This window comes from Desulfosoma sp. (genome assembly GCF_052743555.1).
Genome location: NZ_JBRAHS010000001.1, coordinates 271,806 through 286,223, shown reverse-complemented (window position 1 = coordinate 286,223; position 14,418 = coordinate 271,806). Strand labels below are relative to the sequence as shown.

The 14,418-nt window shown below is 57.3% G+C and carries 13 protein-coding genes and 1 riboswitch; of the genes, 7 read left to right on the top strand and 6 right to left on the bottom strand.

Annotated elements, in window-relative coordinates; genetic code table 11:
• Nucleotides 1-306: 306 nt before the first annotated feature.
• From ACUVSA_RS01330 to ACUVSA_RS01305, 6 genes are all read right to left on the bottom strand, one after another.
• Nucleotides 307-2,052 carry an aldehyde ferredoxin oxidoreductase N-terminal domain-containing protein gene (locus ACUVSA_RS01330; RefSeq protein ID WP_445893494.1) on the bottom strand — a complete coding sequence of 582 codons (1,746 nt, stop codon included), beginning with the start codon at nt 2,050-2,052 and terminating at the stop codon, nt 307-309.
• Between the two features lie 71 nt (nt 2,053-2,123).
• Nucleotides 2,124-2,576 carry a 4Fe-4S binding protein gene (locus ACUVSA_RS01325; RefSeq protein WP_445891213.1) on the bottom strand — a complete coding sequence of 151 codons (453 nt, stop codon included), beginning with the start codon at nt 2,574-2,576 and terminating at the stop codon, nt 2,124-2,126.
• A 12-nt stretch (nt 2,577-2,588) separates the two neighbouring features.
• On the bottom strand, nt 2,589-2,906 hold the full coding sequence (locus ACUVSA_RS01320) for a DUF3106 domain-containing protein (RefSeq protein ID WP_445893493.1): 318 nt from the start codon (nt 2,904-2,906) through the stop codon (nt 2,589-2,591).
• A gap of 614 nt (nt 2,907-3,520) precedes the next feature.
• Nucleotides 3,521-4,105 (bottom strand): anti-sigma factor family protein, encoded by a 585-nt coding sequence (locus ACUVSA_RS01315; protein ID WP_445893492.1) that lies wholly within the window; start codon nt 4,103-4,105, stop codon nt 3,521-3,523.
• Nucleotides 4,102-4,812, bottom strand: a complete 711-nt coding sequence (locus ACUVSA_RS01310) for an RNA polymerase sigma factor (protein WP_445893491.1) — start codon at nt 4,810-4,812, stop codon at nt 4,102-4,104. Before ACUVSA_RS01310 ends, ACUVSA_RS01315 begins: the two co-directional genes overlap by 4 nt.
• Before the next feature lie 57 nt (nt 4,813-4,869).
• On the bottom strand, nt 4,870-5,211 hold the full coding sequence (locus ACUVSA_RS01305; protein WP_445893490.1) for a hypothetical protein: 342 nt from the start codon (nt 5,209-5,211) through the stop codon (nt 4,870-4,872).
• A gap of 221 nt (nt 5,212-5,432) precedes the next feature.
• Between ACUVSA_RS01305 and ACUVSA_RS01300 the strand changes: the two genes are divergently transcribed.
• The 7 genes from ACUVSA_RS01300 (at nt 5,433) to ACUVSA_RS01270 (ending at nt 14,416) form a co-directional block, all read left to right on the top strand.
• Nucleotides 5,433-6,374: a ketopantoate reductase family protein gene (locus ACUVSA_RS01300; protein ID WP_445891218.1), complete on the top strand. Its 942-nt coding sequence runs from the start codon at nt 5,433-5,435 to the stop codon at nt 6,372-6,374.
• Nucleotides 6,352-7,203 carry a 3-methyl-2-oxobutanoate hydroxymethyltransferase gene (gene panB / locus ACUVSA_RS01295; RefSeq protein ID WP_445893489.1) on the top strand — a complete coding sequence of 284 codons (852 nt, stop codon included), beginning with the start codon at nt 6,352-6,354 and terminating at the stop codon, nt 7,201-7,203. Before ACUVSA_RS01300 ends, panB begins: the two co-directional genes overlap by 23 nt.
• Before the next feature lie 769 nt (nt 7,204-7,972).
• A riboswitch (cobalamin riboswitch) is annotated at nt 7,973-8,158 on the top strand.
• Between the two features lie 385 nt (nt 8,159-8,543).
• Nucleotides 8,544-10,511: a TonB-dependent receptor plug domain-containing protein gene (locus tag ACUVSA_RS01290; protein ID WP_445893488.1), complete on the top strand. Its 1,968-nt coding sequence runs from the start codon at nt 8,544-8,546 to the stop codon at nt 10,509-10,511.
• A gap of 292 nt (nt 10,512-10,803) precedes the next feature.
• The gene (locus ACUVSA_RS01285) at nt 10,804-11,661 is read left to right on the top strand and encodes an ABC transporter substrate-binding protein (RefSeq protein ID WP_445893487.1); all 858 of its coding nucleotides are present in this window, start codon (nt 10,804-10,806) and stop codon (nt 11,659-11,661) included.
• 22 nt (nt 11,662-11,683) lie between these two features.
• Nucleotides 11,684-12,688 (top strand): FecCD family ABC transporter permease, encoded by a 1,005-nt coding sequence (locus ACUVSA_RS01280; protein ID WP_445893486.1) that lies wholly within the window; start codon nt 11,684-11,686, stop codon nt 12,686-12,688.
• 5 nt (nt 12,689-12,693) lie between these two features.
• Nucleotides 12,694-13,506, top strand: a complete 813-nt coding sequence (locus ACUVSA_RS01275) for a heme ABC transporter ATP-binding protein (protein ID WP_445893485.1) — start codon at nt 12,694-12,696, stop codon at nt 13,504-13,506.
• A gap of 298 nt (nt 13,507-13,804) precedes the next feature.
• The gene (locus ACUVSA_RS01270; RefSeq protein WP_445891252.1) at nt 13,805-14,416 is read left to right on the top strand and encodes a MotA/TolQ/ExbB proton channel family protein; all 612 of its coding nucleotides are present in this window, start codon (nt 13,805-13,807) and stop codon (nt 14,414-14,416) included.
• Nucleotides 14,417-14,418: the final 2 nt, after the last annotated feature.

Below are 14,418 nucleotides of genomic sequence, written 5' to 3'. Positions count from 1 at the left end.
CGATGGAGCCTGTGCGGCGCCTCCGCTTTTGCAAGGACGGCGCTCCTGCGCGTCCGAAAAGGTGCGGACCGCACGGGCGCGGCTCATGCGTTGGGACATGCGGGCCCGTCCGAACGCTGTCAACGGCGTTCTCGGACACGGTTCCGATGCAGGCCGTTAGAGACGCGTTGTTACCAGTTTAAGGAGTTCTCAGGCATGCTCCTAAAGCAGCGTGTCCGAGAACTCCTTTTCGTCCATTTCCGGTCTAGCAATCTCAGGTAGTTACGAAGCCACAAACGGCCAACATGGGCATTCTCAAACAGGCTCCTAAAGAGGGCTGTCGGCCATGCGGCGGATGGCGTGTTTATAGGCGGCGGCGAGCCTTTCTAGAAAGGGCGCGTCGATGGGGCCCTTCCATGTGGTGAGTTCATAAAATCTTTTGGGAAGGAGCACCTGGTCGGGATCGAAGCCCGAACGGAAGCGCATGCGCCATCGAATAGCCTGCACTTTTTGGCTGAGAGATGCCAGGTTCTGTGCGGCTTCTTCATGGCCCAAAACACGCAGAGCTTCCTGAAGCCGGTCCTCGGGGTAGAGCTTGCGGGCAAAGAGACAAGCCACCATGCACGTAAGTTGCACGCGGCGGCGTTCTTCATCCAGAAGAAAGGCCAAAGCGTGATCCACCGTCTTGTGATCGGCGCTCTGGTCATAGGTGTAACCGGCGCTATCCAGATGGGAATGTCGAAAGCCGCAGGCCTGGCTGACAAAAAATACTTCCCCCGTGGCGTAACCCGCCATTTCTTGGCCGAGCACACAGGCGAAGTCTTTGCCTTCGTAAAGGCTCGCCGCATGAAGGGTTCCTCGGCCCAGCGCTTGATAAAAATCATTGGTGCCGCCCGCCAGGTGGGTCAGAGCCTGCTCATAGGCGTCGGCATCCCCAAAGTGAAGGGCAACCAGGGTTTCCTTTTCGCTGACAAGCCTTTTTTCCAAGGCTTCTGTGGCCCAGGCCAGAGAGACGCCAGCGCTGATGGCATCCAAGCCCAGGCGTTCCATGGATTCCAAAAGCCGCAGCACCTGTGCCGGATCAGTGACCCCGAGCATGGATCCGGCCGCAAAGACGGGTTCGTGGTCGTAGGATACCTGCCGGTACAGATACTCGTGTTCTTCACCAAAACGCTCCCGCAGCAGCCCGATGTGAATGCAGCCGACGGGACATCCCGCACAGGCCGTTTGTCTCAGGAGCAGTTCTTGAGCAAAACGTTCCCCGGAAATGGAGGTGGCATTGGAGTCCTGGGTGGCCTGTAGGTTTCGCCACGGCAAGGCGTGAAGAGCGTTTAAGGGAAGGATGTTTTCCGGTGTGCCCAGGTCGTGGTACTTGCGCATGAGAGGGGATTGGACGGCCTCTTGGTAAATGGCTTGAAAAAGCGCCGCGTAGGCCTTGGAATCCGGCACAGGAACCTTTCGATCCCCGGAGACCAACACGGCTTTGAGGCGCTTTCGGCCCATGGCGGCTCCACATCCCAAACGGCCGAAATGGCGATACGTGTCCACGTTGATAGCGCCAAAAGCCACAAGATTTTCGCCGGCCGGACCGATGCGCACAATGCTTCGATGGCCTCCCTCGCCTCGATGGATTTTTCGCACCCATTTCCCCGTGGCCAGAGTGTCCATTCCCCACAGGTAATGAGCGTCCCAGAGACGGATTTCTCGGGACCCGATGGTCAAAAGGGTCGGTGTGGCCGCCACGCCTGTGATCACCAGGGCATCAAAGCCGGAAAAACGTAGAGCCAGAGCCAATCTCCCTCCGGCATGGCTCTCCGCATACTGATTGTGATAAGGCGATTTAAAACCCAGCACCACCTTGCTCATGAGGGGCAAATAACCGGTCAAGGGACCGATGGCAAAAACCAGGGGTTGTTCGGGGGCATCCCAAGGGGCTTTGAGGTCGCCGTAGGCTTCAAAAAGCGCCGCGGCGAGTCCGCTTCCACCCAAGTGTTCATGGACGCTGCCAAACTCCGTGGGCTTTGAGAGGCCCGTGGTCAGATTGACCAGTAGGACGCGAAAGGAAGATGTCATGAAGGATCCTTATATAATGAGTGCAACAGGCCAATCCGTGGCGTGCTTTGCGAGATTGCCGCTTTTTTCTCTCACCTTTTTTGAAGCGCGTTGCCGATGAGCGAGCGCTTCTCGGCTGAACCCGGCACATCGGCCATTTCCAGGCATGCGTGCGGACAAAACGTGGTGCAGCGGCCGCAATGAATGCACACGATGGGTTCCAAGCTTTCGGGATCCACCCAAACCGCCTGCACCGGGCAGGCTTTGGCGCACGCGCCGCAGCGGATACACAAACCCCGTTGGACCTTTACGCCGCCTCCAGCTCTCTGAGAAAAAGCTTCGGTGGGGCACGCGGCCACGCACGGCGCTGGATCGCACGCCAGACACACCTGCGCGTCAAAACCCGTGCTGAGCCCTCCGGAACTGCGAATGCGAATTCCGGAATGCCGCCACGACAAACACCGGTGCACCAGGCGTGCACAGGCCAGAGCGCAGGAATAGCACCCGATGCAACGCTCCATGCGGGATGCTCGCAAGACCTTCATGACCCATTCCCCTTAGCGTTGAAAAAGCCGCCGAATAGCTTCGCGCTGCTCGGGAGACAGCTCGTTCCACCGTTGAAGGTCGAACTCCACACGGCGCCGTTCTTCCAGCGGAATTTGTTGCCACTGCTGCCAGCGCTGTCGGTACAATTGCTGTTGCTGGGGCGGAAGGCTTCGGTATTCTTCCAGGCGCCGCCGCAACACGTCCTTTTCCTGCGGTGGCAAAGACTGCCATTCCCGGTACTGAGGTGCAGCCTTGGACGGCCCTGAAAACGGAGAAAAAGGGTTTACGCTCTTTTCTCGGTCATCCGGACGTTTAGCATAGAACTTCAAAGCAGATGGAGAAAAGGGGCCAGGGGTAAGATTTTCTAGGAAAAATGCGAGAGTCTTAGATGTCGTGCCCCAGGCCGCATGCGTTGAACTCAGGACCAAGACGCACAGCACAAGAAAAAGCCACCTGCTCCGGCGAACCCCGTGCCATGAAGACGAAGAGCCGTTCCCCCGCAGAGTCTTGAATGCCTTTTTGAGGATGCCTGTTCTTGGTGCTCGTCCGGGACCGCATGTTCCAACGGAGGGATCGCGTCCTCCAAGGCCACACCTATGCGGACGCGCAGGAGCGCGTCCCTTCGATGCCACAGGTTCGCCTGCCGATTCGCCTCGAGGAGATCGGCTCATGCCGGTCCGAGCGTCACCGGAGGGCCCGAAGGCTGTCCCATCACAAGCATGGACGAGAAAATCCTTGTTACAAACACGAAAACTCTCACACAGCATTCTCGAACACTCTCCTCAGGAGCTCGTGTGAGAGCACCTTTAGTGGGAGCGGCGCAAGCTGCGACGCCTCATCGTGCCGTGCGGCGCTCCTACTGTAGTAAAAAGACTCACAATAATGAAACGAAAACGGCCCCGAAAAGCCATTCCGGCAAAGGCTCCTCAATGGGTGAGCGGCCTTAGGCATAGGCTTCTTTTTCCAGCTGCGAGGAAACGGGTGCCGGCGCGTTATCGAGGATTTCCGCCGAGGGAACCTCTTGGTCTTGTTGATCGATGACAGTGACGAGTTTTCGAACGGTATCCAATTCTTTGAGGAACTCGAGGTTTTCCATCACCTCCTGGTCTTGATCCGCCACCACGGTCGGTCCCGACGCCGTGTCGGTATCCGCCATTCTTGAAGGCAGGCCTATCCACGTAAGGCCGCCGACCATCACGACCGCGCTCAAAATAAGCCCTGTAGCCCATGCGGGCTTAAATGCAAAACTGTGCCATAAGGACGGGGCTTTGAACGAGGCGAAGGTTCGGCCGTCATTGTTTAAAGCCCAACGCACTCGGGCTCTCATGCGCAGGGCTTCCGATTCCGGCATGGGTTCCGGTGTGCCGGCGGCTTTAACCCGCTGCATCAACTGTTTAAGGCGACGGCGTTCCGTCGTGCAGGCGTCGCACTGGGCGGCATGAGCACTCCATCGGGAACATTGTTCCTCAGGCAATTCATCAAACACATCAAGGATGAGCGTCTCTTCAAAGTTCTTACAGCCCCTCATGGTGTCGCCCCCCGTGTGTCCTCACCGTAGCCCATGGCCGTCAGCCGATCGCGGATGGTGCGCGTAGCGCGAAACAGATGGGTTTTGACCGTCCCCAAGGCCATGCCCGTCATCTCGGCGATTTCCGCAATGGTCATTTCCTCAAAAACCTTTAACACAAAGACGGTGCGTTGCTTTTCGGAAAGTCCTTCCATGGCTTTGCGCACGTTCCGTTTGAATTCCTTCGTGGAAAGGTCTTCCAGAGGATTTTTAGGCCCTGGACCCTCTGCACCGCCCGGAAGATCAAAGGGCATCTCTTGATTTTCTTGGTTTTCAAGAAGGCGCCACGGAAGGATGAACTGAAGGCGCCTTCTTTTTCTCTTCAAAGCCAGCAGGCTCGCGTTGATGGCAATACGGCGAATCCACGTTCCCAGCGAAGATCGACCTTCAAACTGACCGATCTTTCGAAAAACCTGAATCAGGGCTTCTTGGGTCACGTCCATGGCTTCATCGCGATCGAACCCGCACAGAGGGTAGGCCACGGCGAACACCATGTATTGGTAAGTGGCGATGATCGCATCCATAGCCTCCGCATCTCCCGCCTGGGCTCGAAGGACCAGTTGGATCTCATCCCCTTCGGCCGAGCCGTCACCCTTGTTCGAACGTTCCTTGTCCACTGCTCGAGCGGTCAAAGGCTCATCCGCAGGCAGGTGCAAAGAGTGGGTCACAGAAAAGCCTTCCGTGCGGGGATCATCACGCGGGTGTGAACCGCCTGACCGTGCTGGTTACCAGCGGTCGCCCGTTTCAAAAATCAGGGACCATCCTCCATCCCCGACGTAACCTCCCACATAAGGGCCGCGTGACGCCGGGTAGTATCCGCACACAGGATAGCACGGTTGGTAATAATGGTACACATCTACACGCCGTGGCGGCGGCGGCGCGTACCGATAGAGCTTGTACGGGTAGTAGTGGTGAACCACGGTCTTTTGAGGCGGGCATGGGGCCGGAACATAGATGTAGCTTTTGGCGTATTTCGGCTTGTGCGCTTCAGCTTTGGGCACAACACCCACCGCCACGAACACCCCAACCAGTAAGACCATCATCCAAACTTTGCTTTTCTTCGTCATGGTCGCTCTCCCTCAAGAAGAATCTTTTGCCCCTGCGATGACACCCTTTCTGATGACGCTTCCTTTCAAAGGGTTTACGTTAAACGCGGGACCTCTCCACAACACGCCCACAGACTTGCCCTGAGGCGAAAACTGTGCCAAGGTAGCACGGAAGTCCCTGAAAAGAAGACCTGAAACATGCTCTTGTCCAGAACTTTAGGCCGAAGCAAAAGGACACGTCGATGATGCACGTGCTGGTGGTCGGTGCCGGAGCCATGGGTTGTCTTTTGGGAGCGCGCTTCGCCATGGCAGGAGCGCGCGTTCTCTTGCTGGACGTCGATGTGGAGCACGTGGAGGCTATACGACGCCGTGGGTTGCATCTTTACGAGCTCAATGGAGAAGAAAAACGCGTGTGCATGGACGCTTCCTTTACGCCTGTCCCGTTCAAAGGCGGTGCGGATCTGGTTCTAATCATGGTCAAAAGCTATGCTACAGGGCAGGCGCTGCAGTTGGTGCACCCCGACTCCATCACGACGCATACCCTTGTCCTCACGCTGCAAAACGGCTTGGGAAATGCTGAGACACTGGCTGGGCTTGTGGGGCCGGAAAGGGTCCTTGTGGGGGTCACAGCGCAAGGAGCCACCAAGGAGGGGCCAGGGGTGGTGCGCCACGGCGGGATCGGTCCCACCTCTTTCGGCAGCTTCATTGGAACTCAACCGCCTGGAACTCAAATACTTTTGGACCTCTTTGCCGCATCCGGTCTGGAAGCCACCTATCGGGAAGATATTTACCAGCTCTTGTGGCAGAAACTGTGTGTCAATGTGGGTATCAATGCCATCACGGCTTTATGCCGGCTGGCCAACGGGGAGATTCCCCGCATGCCGCCGGCACGTCGCTTGTGCGAGGCCGCGGTACTCGAAGCGCTCATGGTGGCGCGAGCGGAAGGAGTGAGCCTTTCTGATGACGTTCTGGACCACGTGTTGGCCGTGGCGCAGGCTACGGCCGATAATCGTTCGTCTATGCGCCAAGACGTGGAAGCGCACAGACCTACGGAAATCGACGCCATCAACGGAGCCGTCGTGCGCTGTGCGCAGAAACACGGCTTGACCGCTCCTGTCAACTGGACCCTCACCCAACTGGTCAAAATCAAGGAGTCCACCTATGGCCACAGAACAGAAGCGTGATGAGCAATCTATGAAACCTGCACCCCGAGTCACTGTTCCAGCGGTCATGGGGGCCAAAGGCCGGCGCAAGCTGACCATGCTCACCGCCTATGACTACTGCACGGCTCGGTGGGTGGATCGCGCGGGGGTGGACATGATCCTTGTGGGTGATTCTTTGGCCATGGTCATGCTGGGCCATGAGGACACGCTTTCGGTGACCATGGAGGAGATGCTGCACCATACGCGCGCGGTGGCTCGTGGTACGCAGCGAGCCTTGGTCATCGGAGACATGCCTTTCCTGTCATACCAGGTCAGTGTTGCCCAGGCTGTGGAAAACGCCGGGCGTTTTCTCAAAGAAGGGCGGGCTCAGGCTGTCAAGCTGGAAGGCGGGGCCTCGGTGTTGCAGCAGGTGCGCGCCATTGTGGAAGCAGGTATTCCGGTTCAGGGACATCTGGGCTTGACCCCACAGAGCATCGCGAAACTGGGCGGTTTCAAGGTGCAAGGAAAAGACCAGGAAGCGGTTAACAAACTTTTGGAGGACGCTCTGGCCCTCTCTGAAGCCGGCTGTTTCAGCCTGGTTCTGGAAGCCATTCCGGCATCCGTGGCCCAGCGCATCACGGAAGCAGTGCCCATTCCCACCATCGGGATCGGGGCCGGACGGGCCTGTGACGGCCAAGTTTTGGTGATTCACGATCTGGTGGGCCTTTTCGATCGGTTCGTTCCGCGTTTTGTGAAACAATACGACGCCCTGGGCCAGAGGATCATGGAGGCGGTCATCCGATACCGTGACGAGGTGGAAAAAGGGGTTTTTCCCGGCCCTGAGCACACTTTTGGTGCTATCCCGTCGTGATGGGTGTGACAGCAGAATTTCTTGCTGAATCCGCGGGCTTCTCGACAAAAAAACAAAGGCGGCCATGAGGCCGCCATCGCCCAGTGGAGAGAACGAGCTTCCAAGGCCTCGAAAACCCTTGTGCAGGGCATTATATTGCCTAAGCGGCACGAGGTGCCTATGGAATTGCGGCTGACTGCAGCATGCGCGCCCAATGACATGCCCTTCGGCATTCGGTGCGTCACCTTGAAGACCACCACAACCTGGTGACACCACAGCGCCTCCCTGATAAAGGGCTTTGAACGTGTAATGCTACGGTTTTGGCTGAGGGCTTTGGGGGGATGTCGTAGAATGCCTTGTCAGTTCTTGTCTCCGGATCGAGGTATTGCTTGTTCTTACTTTCAGTGGAGGGTCCCTTGGAAGGCTGTTCGAAAACACTTTCAGTGGGAGCGTTGTAAGCCGCGATGGCTGATCGCGCCTTGCAATGCTCCTACAACTTCAAGCCGAAAGGACGCGGCCAAGCCATTGTGAGACACGCTCCTGGGCGAGCGCGAACGTGCGGACCACCGGTTCCTTCAAATCCAATCGGATGAGCGAACCTCCGGCAATGAAAGGAAGGGCTCTTGGGTGTCCGGCAATGAGGAAACCTCGTTCGAATAGTCCGTTCGTTGAGCCACGCAGGGCGGCGCCAAGGCCACGAGAGAGACGTTGCTGGATATCCTCCTTCGAGCGCACCGTGGTTAAGGAGGTTCTGGTGGTTTTCCGCACTTGACACGCAGCGGGCTTCTTGATAACGAAACTCCGTCCAGGTGCTTTTCGGCTTAAAAGGGAATCCCGTGAAAATCGGGAGCGGGCCCGCCGCTGTGATCGGGAACGAAGGCTGCATTGAAGCCACTGCCTCGCGACTTAGGGTGGGAAGGCGCAGCTTGTAGGATGATCCGAGAGTCAGAAGACCTGCCTGGGCGACGCGCGCGTCCGTGCCCTCGGGCCAGCGGGGCATGACGGCCAAGAGTCCGCTCGGATGAAAAAGGGAGATCCCGGGTTTCTCAGAGACCCGGGTTTTTTTATGCCGCACCATGGGGTCGCGGGCCCCCTCATGGAAACCGACCAAAGCCTGGAAGGCTGTTCGAATCCGCCTCGAAGCGCCACGCGCACCGGCTGCGCTTTTGATCTGCTCTTTTCGGGGTGTTGGACGCCTTCCCAAACCGCGGAGGGGTGAATTCATGACTCCAAGACGTATGCACCACTTGGCAGGATCCCATTGGAGGATGTTCTGCATTCAAGCGGCAAATTTGTCCGGCCCGTTATCTGTGCAGACTAAAGAGCCCGTTTGGGGAGGAAGAAAGCCATCGTGGAGCGAGGTGTTTGGGGCGGTCGCCTTATTCGTGTGCTGGGTTCTAGCCATTCCCGGGCTGGCGGCGGAACAGCCCCTGTGGAGGGCGCACGATGTGGTGGTGACGGCGACTCGAACGGCCGTGCCGCAACAAAGTCTAGGGATTTCTTCCGTCGTCCTCACGGAAGAAGACATTCGCGCGCGCCGGGCTTCCGATGTAGCGGAGCTTCTACGCGATGTGGCCGGATTTCAGCCCGTTCGATATGGGTCTCGGGGATCGCAGACGGTGGTCTTTCCTCGAGGCGGTGAGCCCAACTATACCCTTGTGCTCATCGACGGAGTCAAGGTGAACCTGGGCGGCGGCGATTTTTATTGGGAAAACCTGACCACGGACAATATCGAGCGCATAGAAATCGTTCGTGGGCCGCAAAGCGCCCTTTATGGCTCCGATGCCATTGGCGGCGTCATTCAGATTTTCACCAAGTCAGGCTATGGCCCGGCCTCGGTGGAGCTTTCCACGGCCCATGGTCTTCGATCGGATCGCGGACGTTACATGGGGGAACATAGCGTGCGAGTCTCGGGCGGTACCGACCGTTTCGGGTATTCAGCCGCCTACGGCCGAATCGACGATGGTGGAATACTGCGCATCAATAACGATTATTGGAACAATACCGCCAGCACACGTTTGGACTTCTTTCCCAAGGACAATTGGGAGCTGTCCTTCACGGGCCGACTCACTGATGCCAGGTATGAATATCCTACAGAAAGTTCCGGCGACAGGTACAGTCCTTTGGATCCGGATCAAACCCAAAGGGAGCAGGACGCTGTCATAGGTGTTTCTGCCAAGGTGCAGAGCACGGCGTGGTGGGAAAATGTCGTGAGTGTGGGCTATCATAATAATCGGCGCCGCAATTTGGACCCCTACAACGAGGCGACCGATTATGCCGATTCTTTCGGACGGTATAATGAGGCACGTGCCACCTTGGACTATCACGCCAATCTGACCTGGCAGCCCGCAGCGCGTTTTACCTCGGTTTTGACTGTAGGATATGAACGGGATGAGGAAAGCTACAGGCAAGAGACCTTTTATTTCGATGCCACGAAACTGAGTGCGGATCGCTCCAATAATGCCGTCTATGTTCAGGATCAGGTGACGCTTTTTGAACGCCTGCACGTGGTGGGCGGCTTTCGTGTAGAAGACAACAGCGCCTACGGCACCGAGGTGACGCCTCGAGGAGCGGCAGCTTTGGAGATCAAGGAGACGGGGACGACGCTGCGGATGGCGGCGGCCAAAGGCATCAAGGAACCCACGTTTTATGAAAACTTCGCCAATGATTCCTGGACGTTGGGAAACCCTGACTTGGACCCCGAAAAGGCCACATCTTGGGAGGTGGGGGTTTCGCAGCGCCTGGGAGGGCGGCTGCAGGCCTTCGCCACCTATTTCGAAAATCATTACAAGGACCTCATTGCCTACGTGCCCACACCTTTTCCCGCACCCCCGGAAAGGACGCCGAACTTTTTCAACATTCAAGCGGCGAAAACCCGTGGTGTGGAATGGGGACTGGAAAGTCGCGCTTGGGATAACCTCATGGCCGGGGTCAGTATGACCTTTCTGGACACGGAAGTCACAGACGACGGAGGGATAGATTCCATTGCCTTTCAGGAAGGCAAAAAGCTTTTGCGACGTCCTCAAGTGGGCGCTTCCGGGTGGGTGGACTACCGCTGGAAAAACCTACGGTGCCGCTTCCTCGGCCATTACGTGGGAAGTCGGGATGATGCAGACTACAGGGATTGGATGGCACCCAGGCGGGTCACTTTGGACGACTATTTCATCCTGGATGCCATTCTTTCCTACGCAGTGACGGCGCACGCCCCCTTGAAAGACCTCGAGATTTTCCTCAAGGGAACAAATATTTTGGATACCGACTATGAGCAGGTTTTCGGATATTCCACGCCGGGTGCGGCGTTTATGCTGGGAGCGTCGATGAAATTTTAGAAGCCCCATGAGGCGGGGCTGTTACTGGAGCCTGTTCGCAACAACACCTTCAGTAGGAGCGCCGCAAGTTGCGGTTCCTTCTCGCGCCTTGCGGCGCTCCTCCAGCCTCACGCCGAAATGAAGTGGCCGAACCATGGTCGAACAGGCTCTTGGCAGGCAATTCATTTTCGGACGGGCATGAAGCACCGGAGGGCAAACGGTTACAAGAATCCTTGAGTCGTCGCCTTCGCAGAGACTGCATTTTATGGGTAATGGATGCATCAAGGGGATATTGAGGGGAATTCTTTGGGCCGTGGTTGTAGCGGCTTCTTCAGCACAGGCTCGCGAGGTGGTGGATCTTGTGGGCCGAAGGCTCCGTGTTCCCGATGTTCCCCAAAGGGTGGTGACTTTGGCGCCGAGTCTGACGGAGATGGTTTTTGCCTTAGGATCCGGCCATCGAGTGGTCGGAGTGAGTCAGTACAGCAATTATCCTGCCGAGGTGCAGGCTCTCACGAAAGTCGGGTCTTACGTGCACCCGGATGTGGAAAAAATTGTGGCTTTGAAGCCCGATCTGGTTCTTGCCATCAAGGACGGAAATCCCAGGGAAGTGGTGGAAAAGCTGGAACAAGTCGGCATTCCTGTCTACGCCGTGAACCCTAAGACGCTCCGCCAAGTGATGGAAACCCTTCTCGCCCTTGGGAATGTGCTGCACGCTCAAGAAAGAGCTGAGGCTCTGGTGGCTGACATGGCGCGGCGACTTCAGTCTGTAGACGATGCCATAAAGAATGTCACTTACAGACCGGGGGTTTTTTTTCAAATCGGTGTGTCCCCCATTGTTTCCGTGGGAACGGAGACCTTTGCCCACGAGCTCATTGTTCGAGCGGGGGGACGAAACGTGGCCGAAGGTCCCGATCCGTACCCACGGTTCACTTTGGAACAGGTCATGACACTTAGACCGGACACAATCATTGTCTCATCCATGGAACGCGCGCAGATCTTTGACCAGGTTCGGGAACAGTGGCTTCGGTGGTCGGGGATTCCGGCAGCTGCCGAGCACCGCGTTTATTTGGTGCCGTCCGATCTCTTCGACCGACCTGGTCCTCGATTGGTGGACGGCTTGGAGCTGTTGGTGAGGATGCTGCATCCGGAACTCTCCAATGGTCGTCGATAAAGAGCTTCATGTGGCCAATGACATGCACCGACCGATCACGATGGCCCGCATTCTTGCGGTGACCCTCAGCTGTGTAGCAGGGCTAGCCGTAGCCGTGATTTTTGGTATGGCCGTAGGATCTTCGGGTACGGATTTCGGCGCGCTTTTTCGTTCCCTAAAAGGTCAAGGCGCCGTGGATGCCACCACGTGGACCATCTTTTGGCAATTGCGCTGGCCGAGGGTTTTACTGGCCATGGAAACGGGGGCGGCCTTGGCTTTAGGAGGGCTGGTGTTTCAGGCGTTGTTGCGAAACCCGTTGGCGGAACCTTACATTTTGGGCACATCGGGAGGAGCGGCTGTAGGTGCCATTGTGGGCATTCTGGTGGGCTTGTCCCTCTTTCCCGGCGTGAGCGCGGCGGCCTTTGGATCCAGCGCCCTGTCCGTGACCCTGGTGTTGATTCTGGCTTCCAGTCGCGGTGGGCTTCGCCGGGATGCCTTGATTCTTGCCGGGGTCATGGTCAATGCCTTTTGTGGGGCCCTGATTCTCTTTTTTATTTCCACCACTCAAGATGCACGCCTGCATACCATCCTGTTCTGGCTCATGGGAGATCTCTCCCGAGCTGAGATATCCACAGTTTATCGTCTGGGTGGGGTTCTCGCCGCCTGTTCGACGATTCTCTTGGCCATGGCCCGCTCCATGAATGTGATGTTGATAGGGCGCGATACGGCGGAAACCCTTGGCGTGCCCGTCACATGGACGCGATGGTTTCTTTTTGGGGTGACCACCTTTATGGTCAGTGCGGCGGTCTGCGCCACAGGACTTCTGGGATTTGTCGGGCTGGCGGTGCCTCACGGCTTGCGCATGCTTTTGGGGCCGGATCATCGCGTGCTGGTACCGGCCTGCTTTTTCGGCGGTGGTGGGTACCTGATTATCTGTGATGCTCTGGCCCGCTGGATTCCCAAGCACGGCGAAATGCCCGCCGGCGTGGTCACCGCCTTGATCGGAGCTCCCTTGTTCATTGTGCTCTTGCGCCGAACTCTTCGATGACAACCATGGTCGCTCTCAAGAATGTGTCGTTTTCCTATGGCGCTATTCAAGCGTTAGATGACGTGTCTTTGGCTGTGACCGAGGGGGAATTTTTTATCGTGGCCGGCCCCAACGGATCGGGAAAGAGCACCCTGCTTAAGCTCATGGCGGGGCTGGAACAGCCTCACAGGGGCACCGTGCAGCTCATGGGCCGGTCCCTGGCCAGCTATCGCCGAAGGGAACGCGCCCGCCAGATGGCTTATCTGCCGCAGAGCGTGCCCTTAGATTTTCCTTTTTCGGCCCTTGAGGTGGTTCTGATGGGACGCCATCCGCATCTTGGTCTGCTGCAGATGGAAGGCCCCGACGAAATGGCCAAGGCCTCGGAAGCCATGCGTCGAACCGATGTGGCGCACCTGTGGAACCGCCCCGTAACGGCCTTGAGCGGCGGGGAAAGGCAGCGCGTTTATCTGGCGCAAGCCTTGTGCCAAGAGCCGCGGGTGCTTCTCTTGGACGAACCGACCGCCGCCTTGGATCCCGCCCATCAGGTTCGCCTGATGGACCTTTTGGAAGACTTGCGCCAGGAGCGCCAACTGACTGTGGTTATGGTTTCCCACGACATCAATCTGGCGGCTATGTATGGGGATCGCGTGCTGCTGCTGAAAAACGGGCGCGTCGTCTGCCAAGGGTCCCCGGAGCAGGTTTTTACCTTTCGAACCCTCGAGGAGACGTACGGGTGTGTGGTTTTGGTGGACAAGAGCCCCTTGGGACGCTTTCCGCGAATGACCTTAGTACCAAAGCGGTATCTAAAGCACCGCCCCAAAGGCGAGAATCGGTCCTAAAACAGAAAGGGGTGTGCACATGGAAAATCATCTGAAAATCAATCCTTAAGGAGAACCCACTGTGAAGATTCCGTGCCGGTTGACAAAAACGAGGGTTTCCGTTAAGTGAAGCACCGGCAATGGCGCCTCGAAAGGCGTCTCGAAAAACGATTGAGATGGTTAAGAGAAATAGGCCACGAAGGTCATCGCTTTCCAAGGAAGCGAGGAGACGTGGCCTTTTGATTTTCGGGTGGGCTCTAAGGGGTGAGACCCTCTTTGAACGAAGAGTTTGCAATTATGAAGGAGGAGTCCGACCGTGATGGCTTTTCTCGCCAAAGGCGGCGTGCTGGTGATTCCCATCATGTTGTGCTCTGTGCTGGCTTTGGCCATCTTCCTGGAACGAACCGTGCGTTTTGCCGTGCTTCGCCGACGCGGACGTCGCGTGGCGGATCAAGTGTCGGCCTTGGTGCGCGAAGGGAAAATGAGTGAAGCTTTAGAAGCGGCCCTTAAAAGCCGCTCCCCCATGGGGCGCGTTTTGGCGCAAGGGCTTGAAGTCATCGATGCGGATCGAGAGACCCTGGAAACCGTTCTCGCCCATGGTGTGGAAGAGGAGGTGCGAGATCTGTCGAGGTATTTGCAGGCACTGGCCACCATCGGCAACATTGCTCCGCTTTTGGGCTTGTTGGGCACTGTTCTGGGCATGATCAAGGCCTTTATGGCCATTCAACAACTGGGCGGCAAGGTGGATGCTTCCATTTTGGCCGGCGGTATTTGGGAGGCCATGCTGACCACCGCCTTGGGTTTGTGTGTGGCCCTGCCCGTCATGGTGGCCCATAGCTACTTGACCAGCCTGGTAGACCGCTATGAAGCGCGGCTCCAAGACGGCGTGGTGCGATTTTTCAAGACCAAATCCATGGTGTGTGGAGGCTAGAG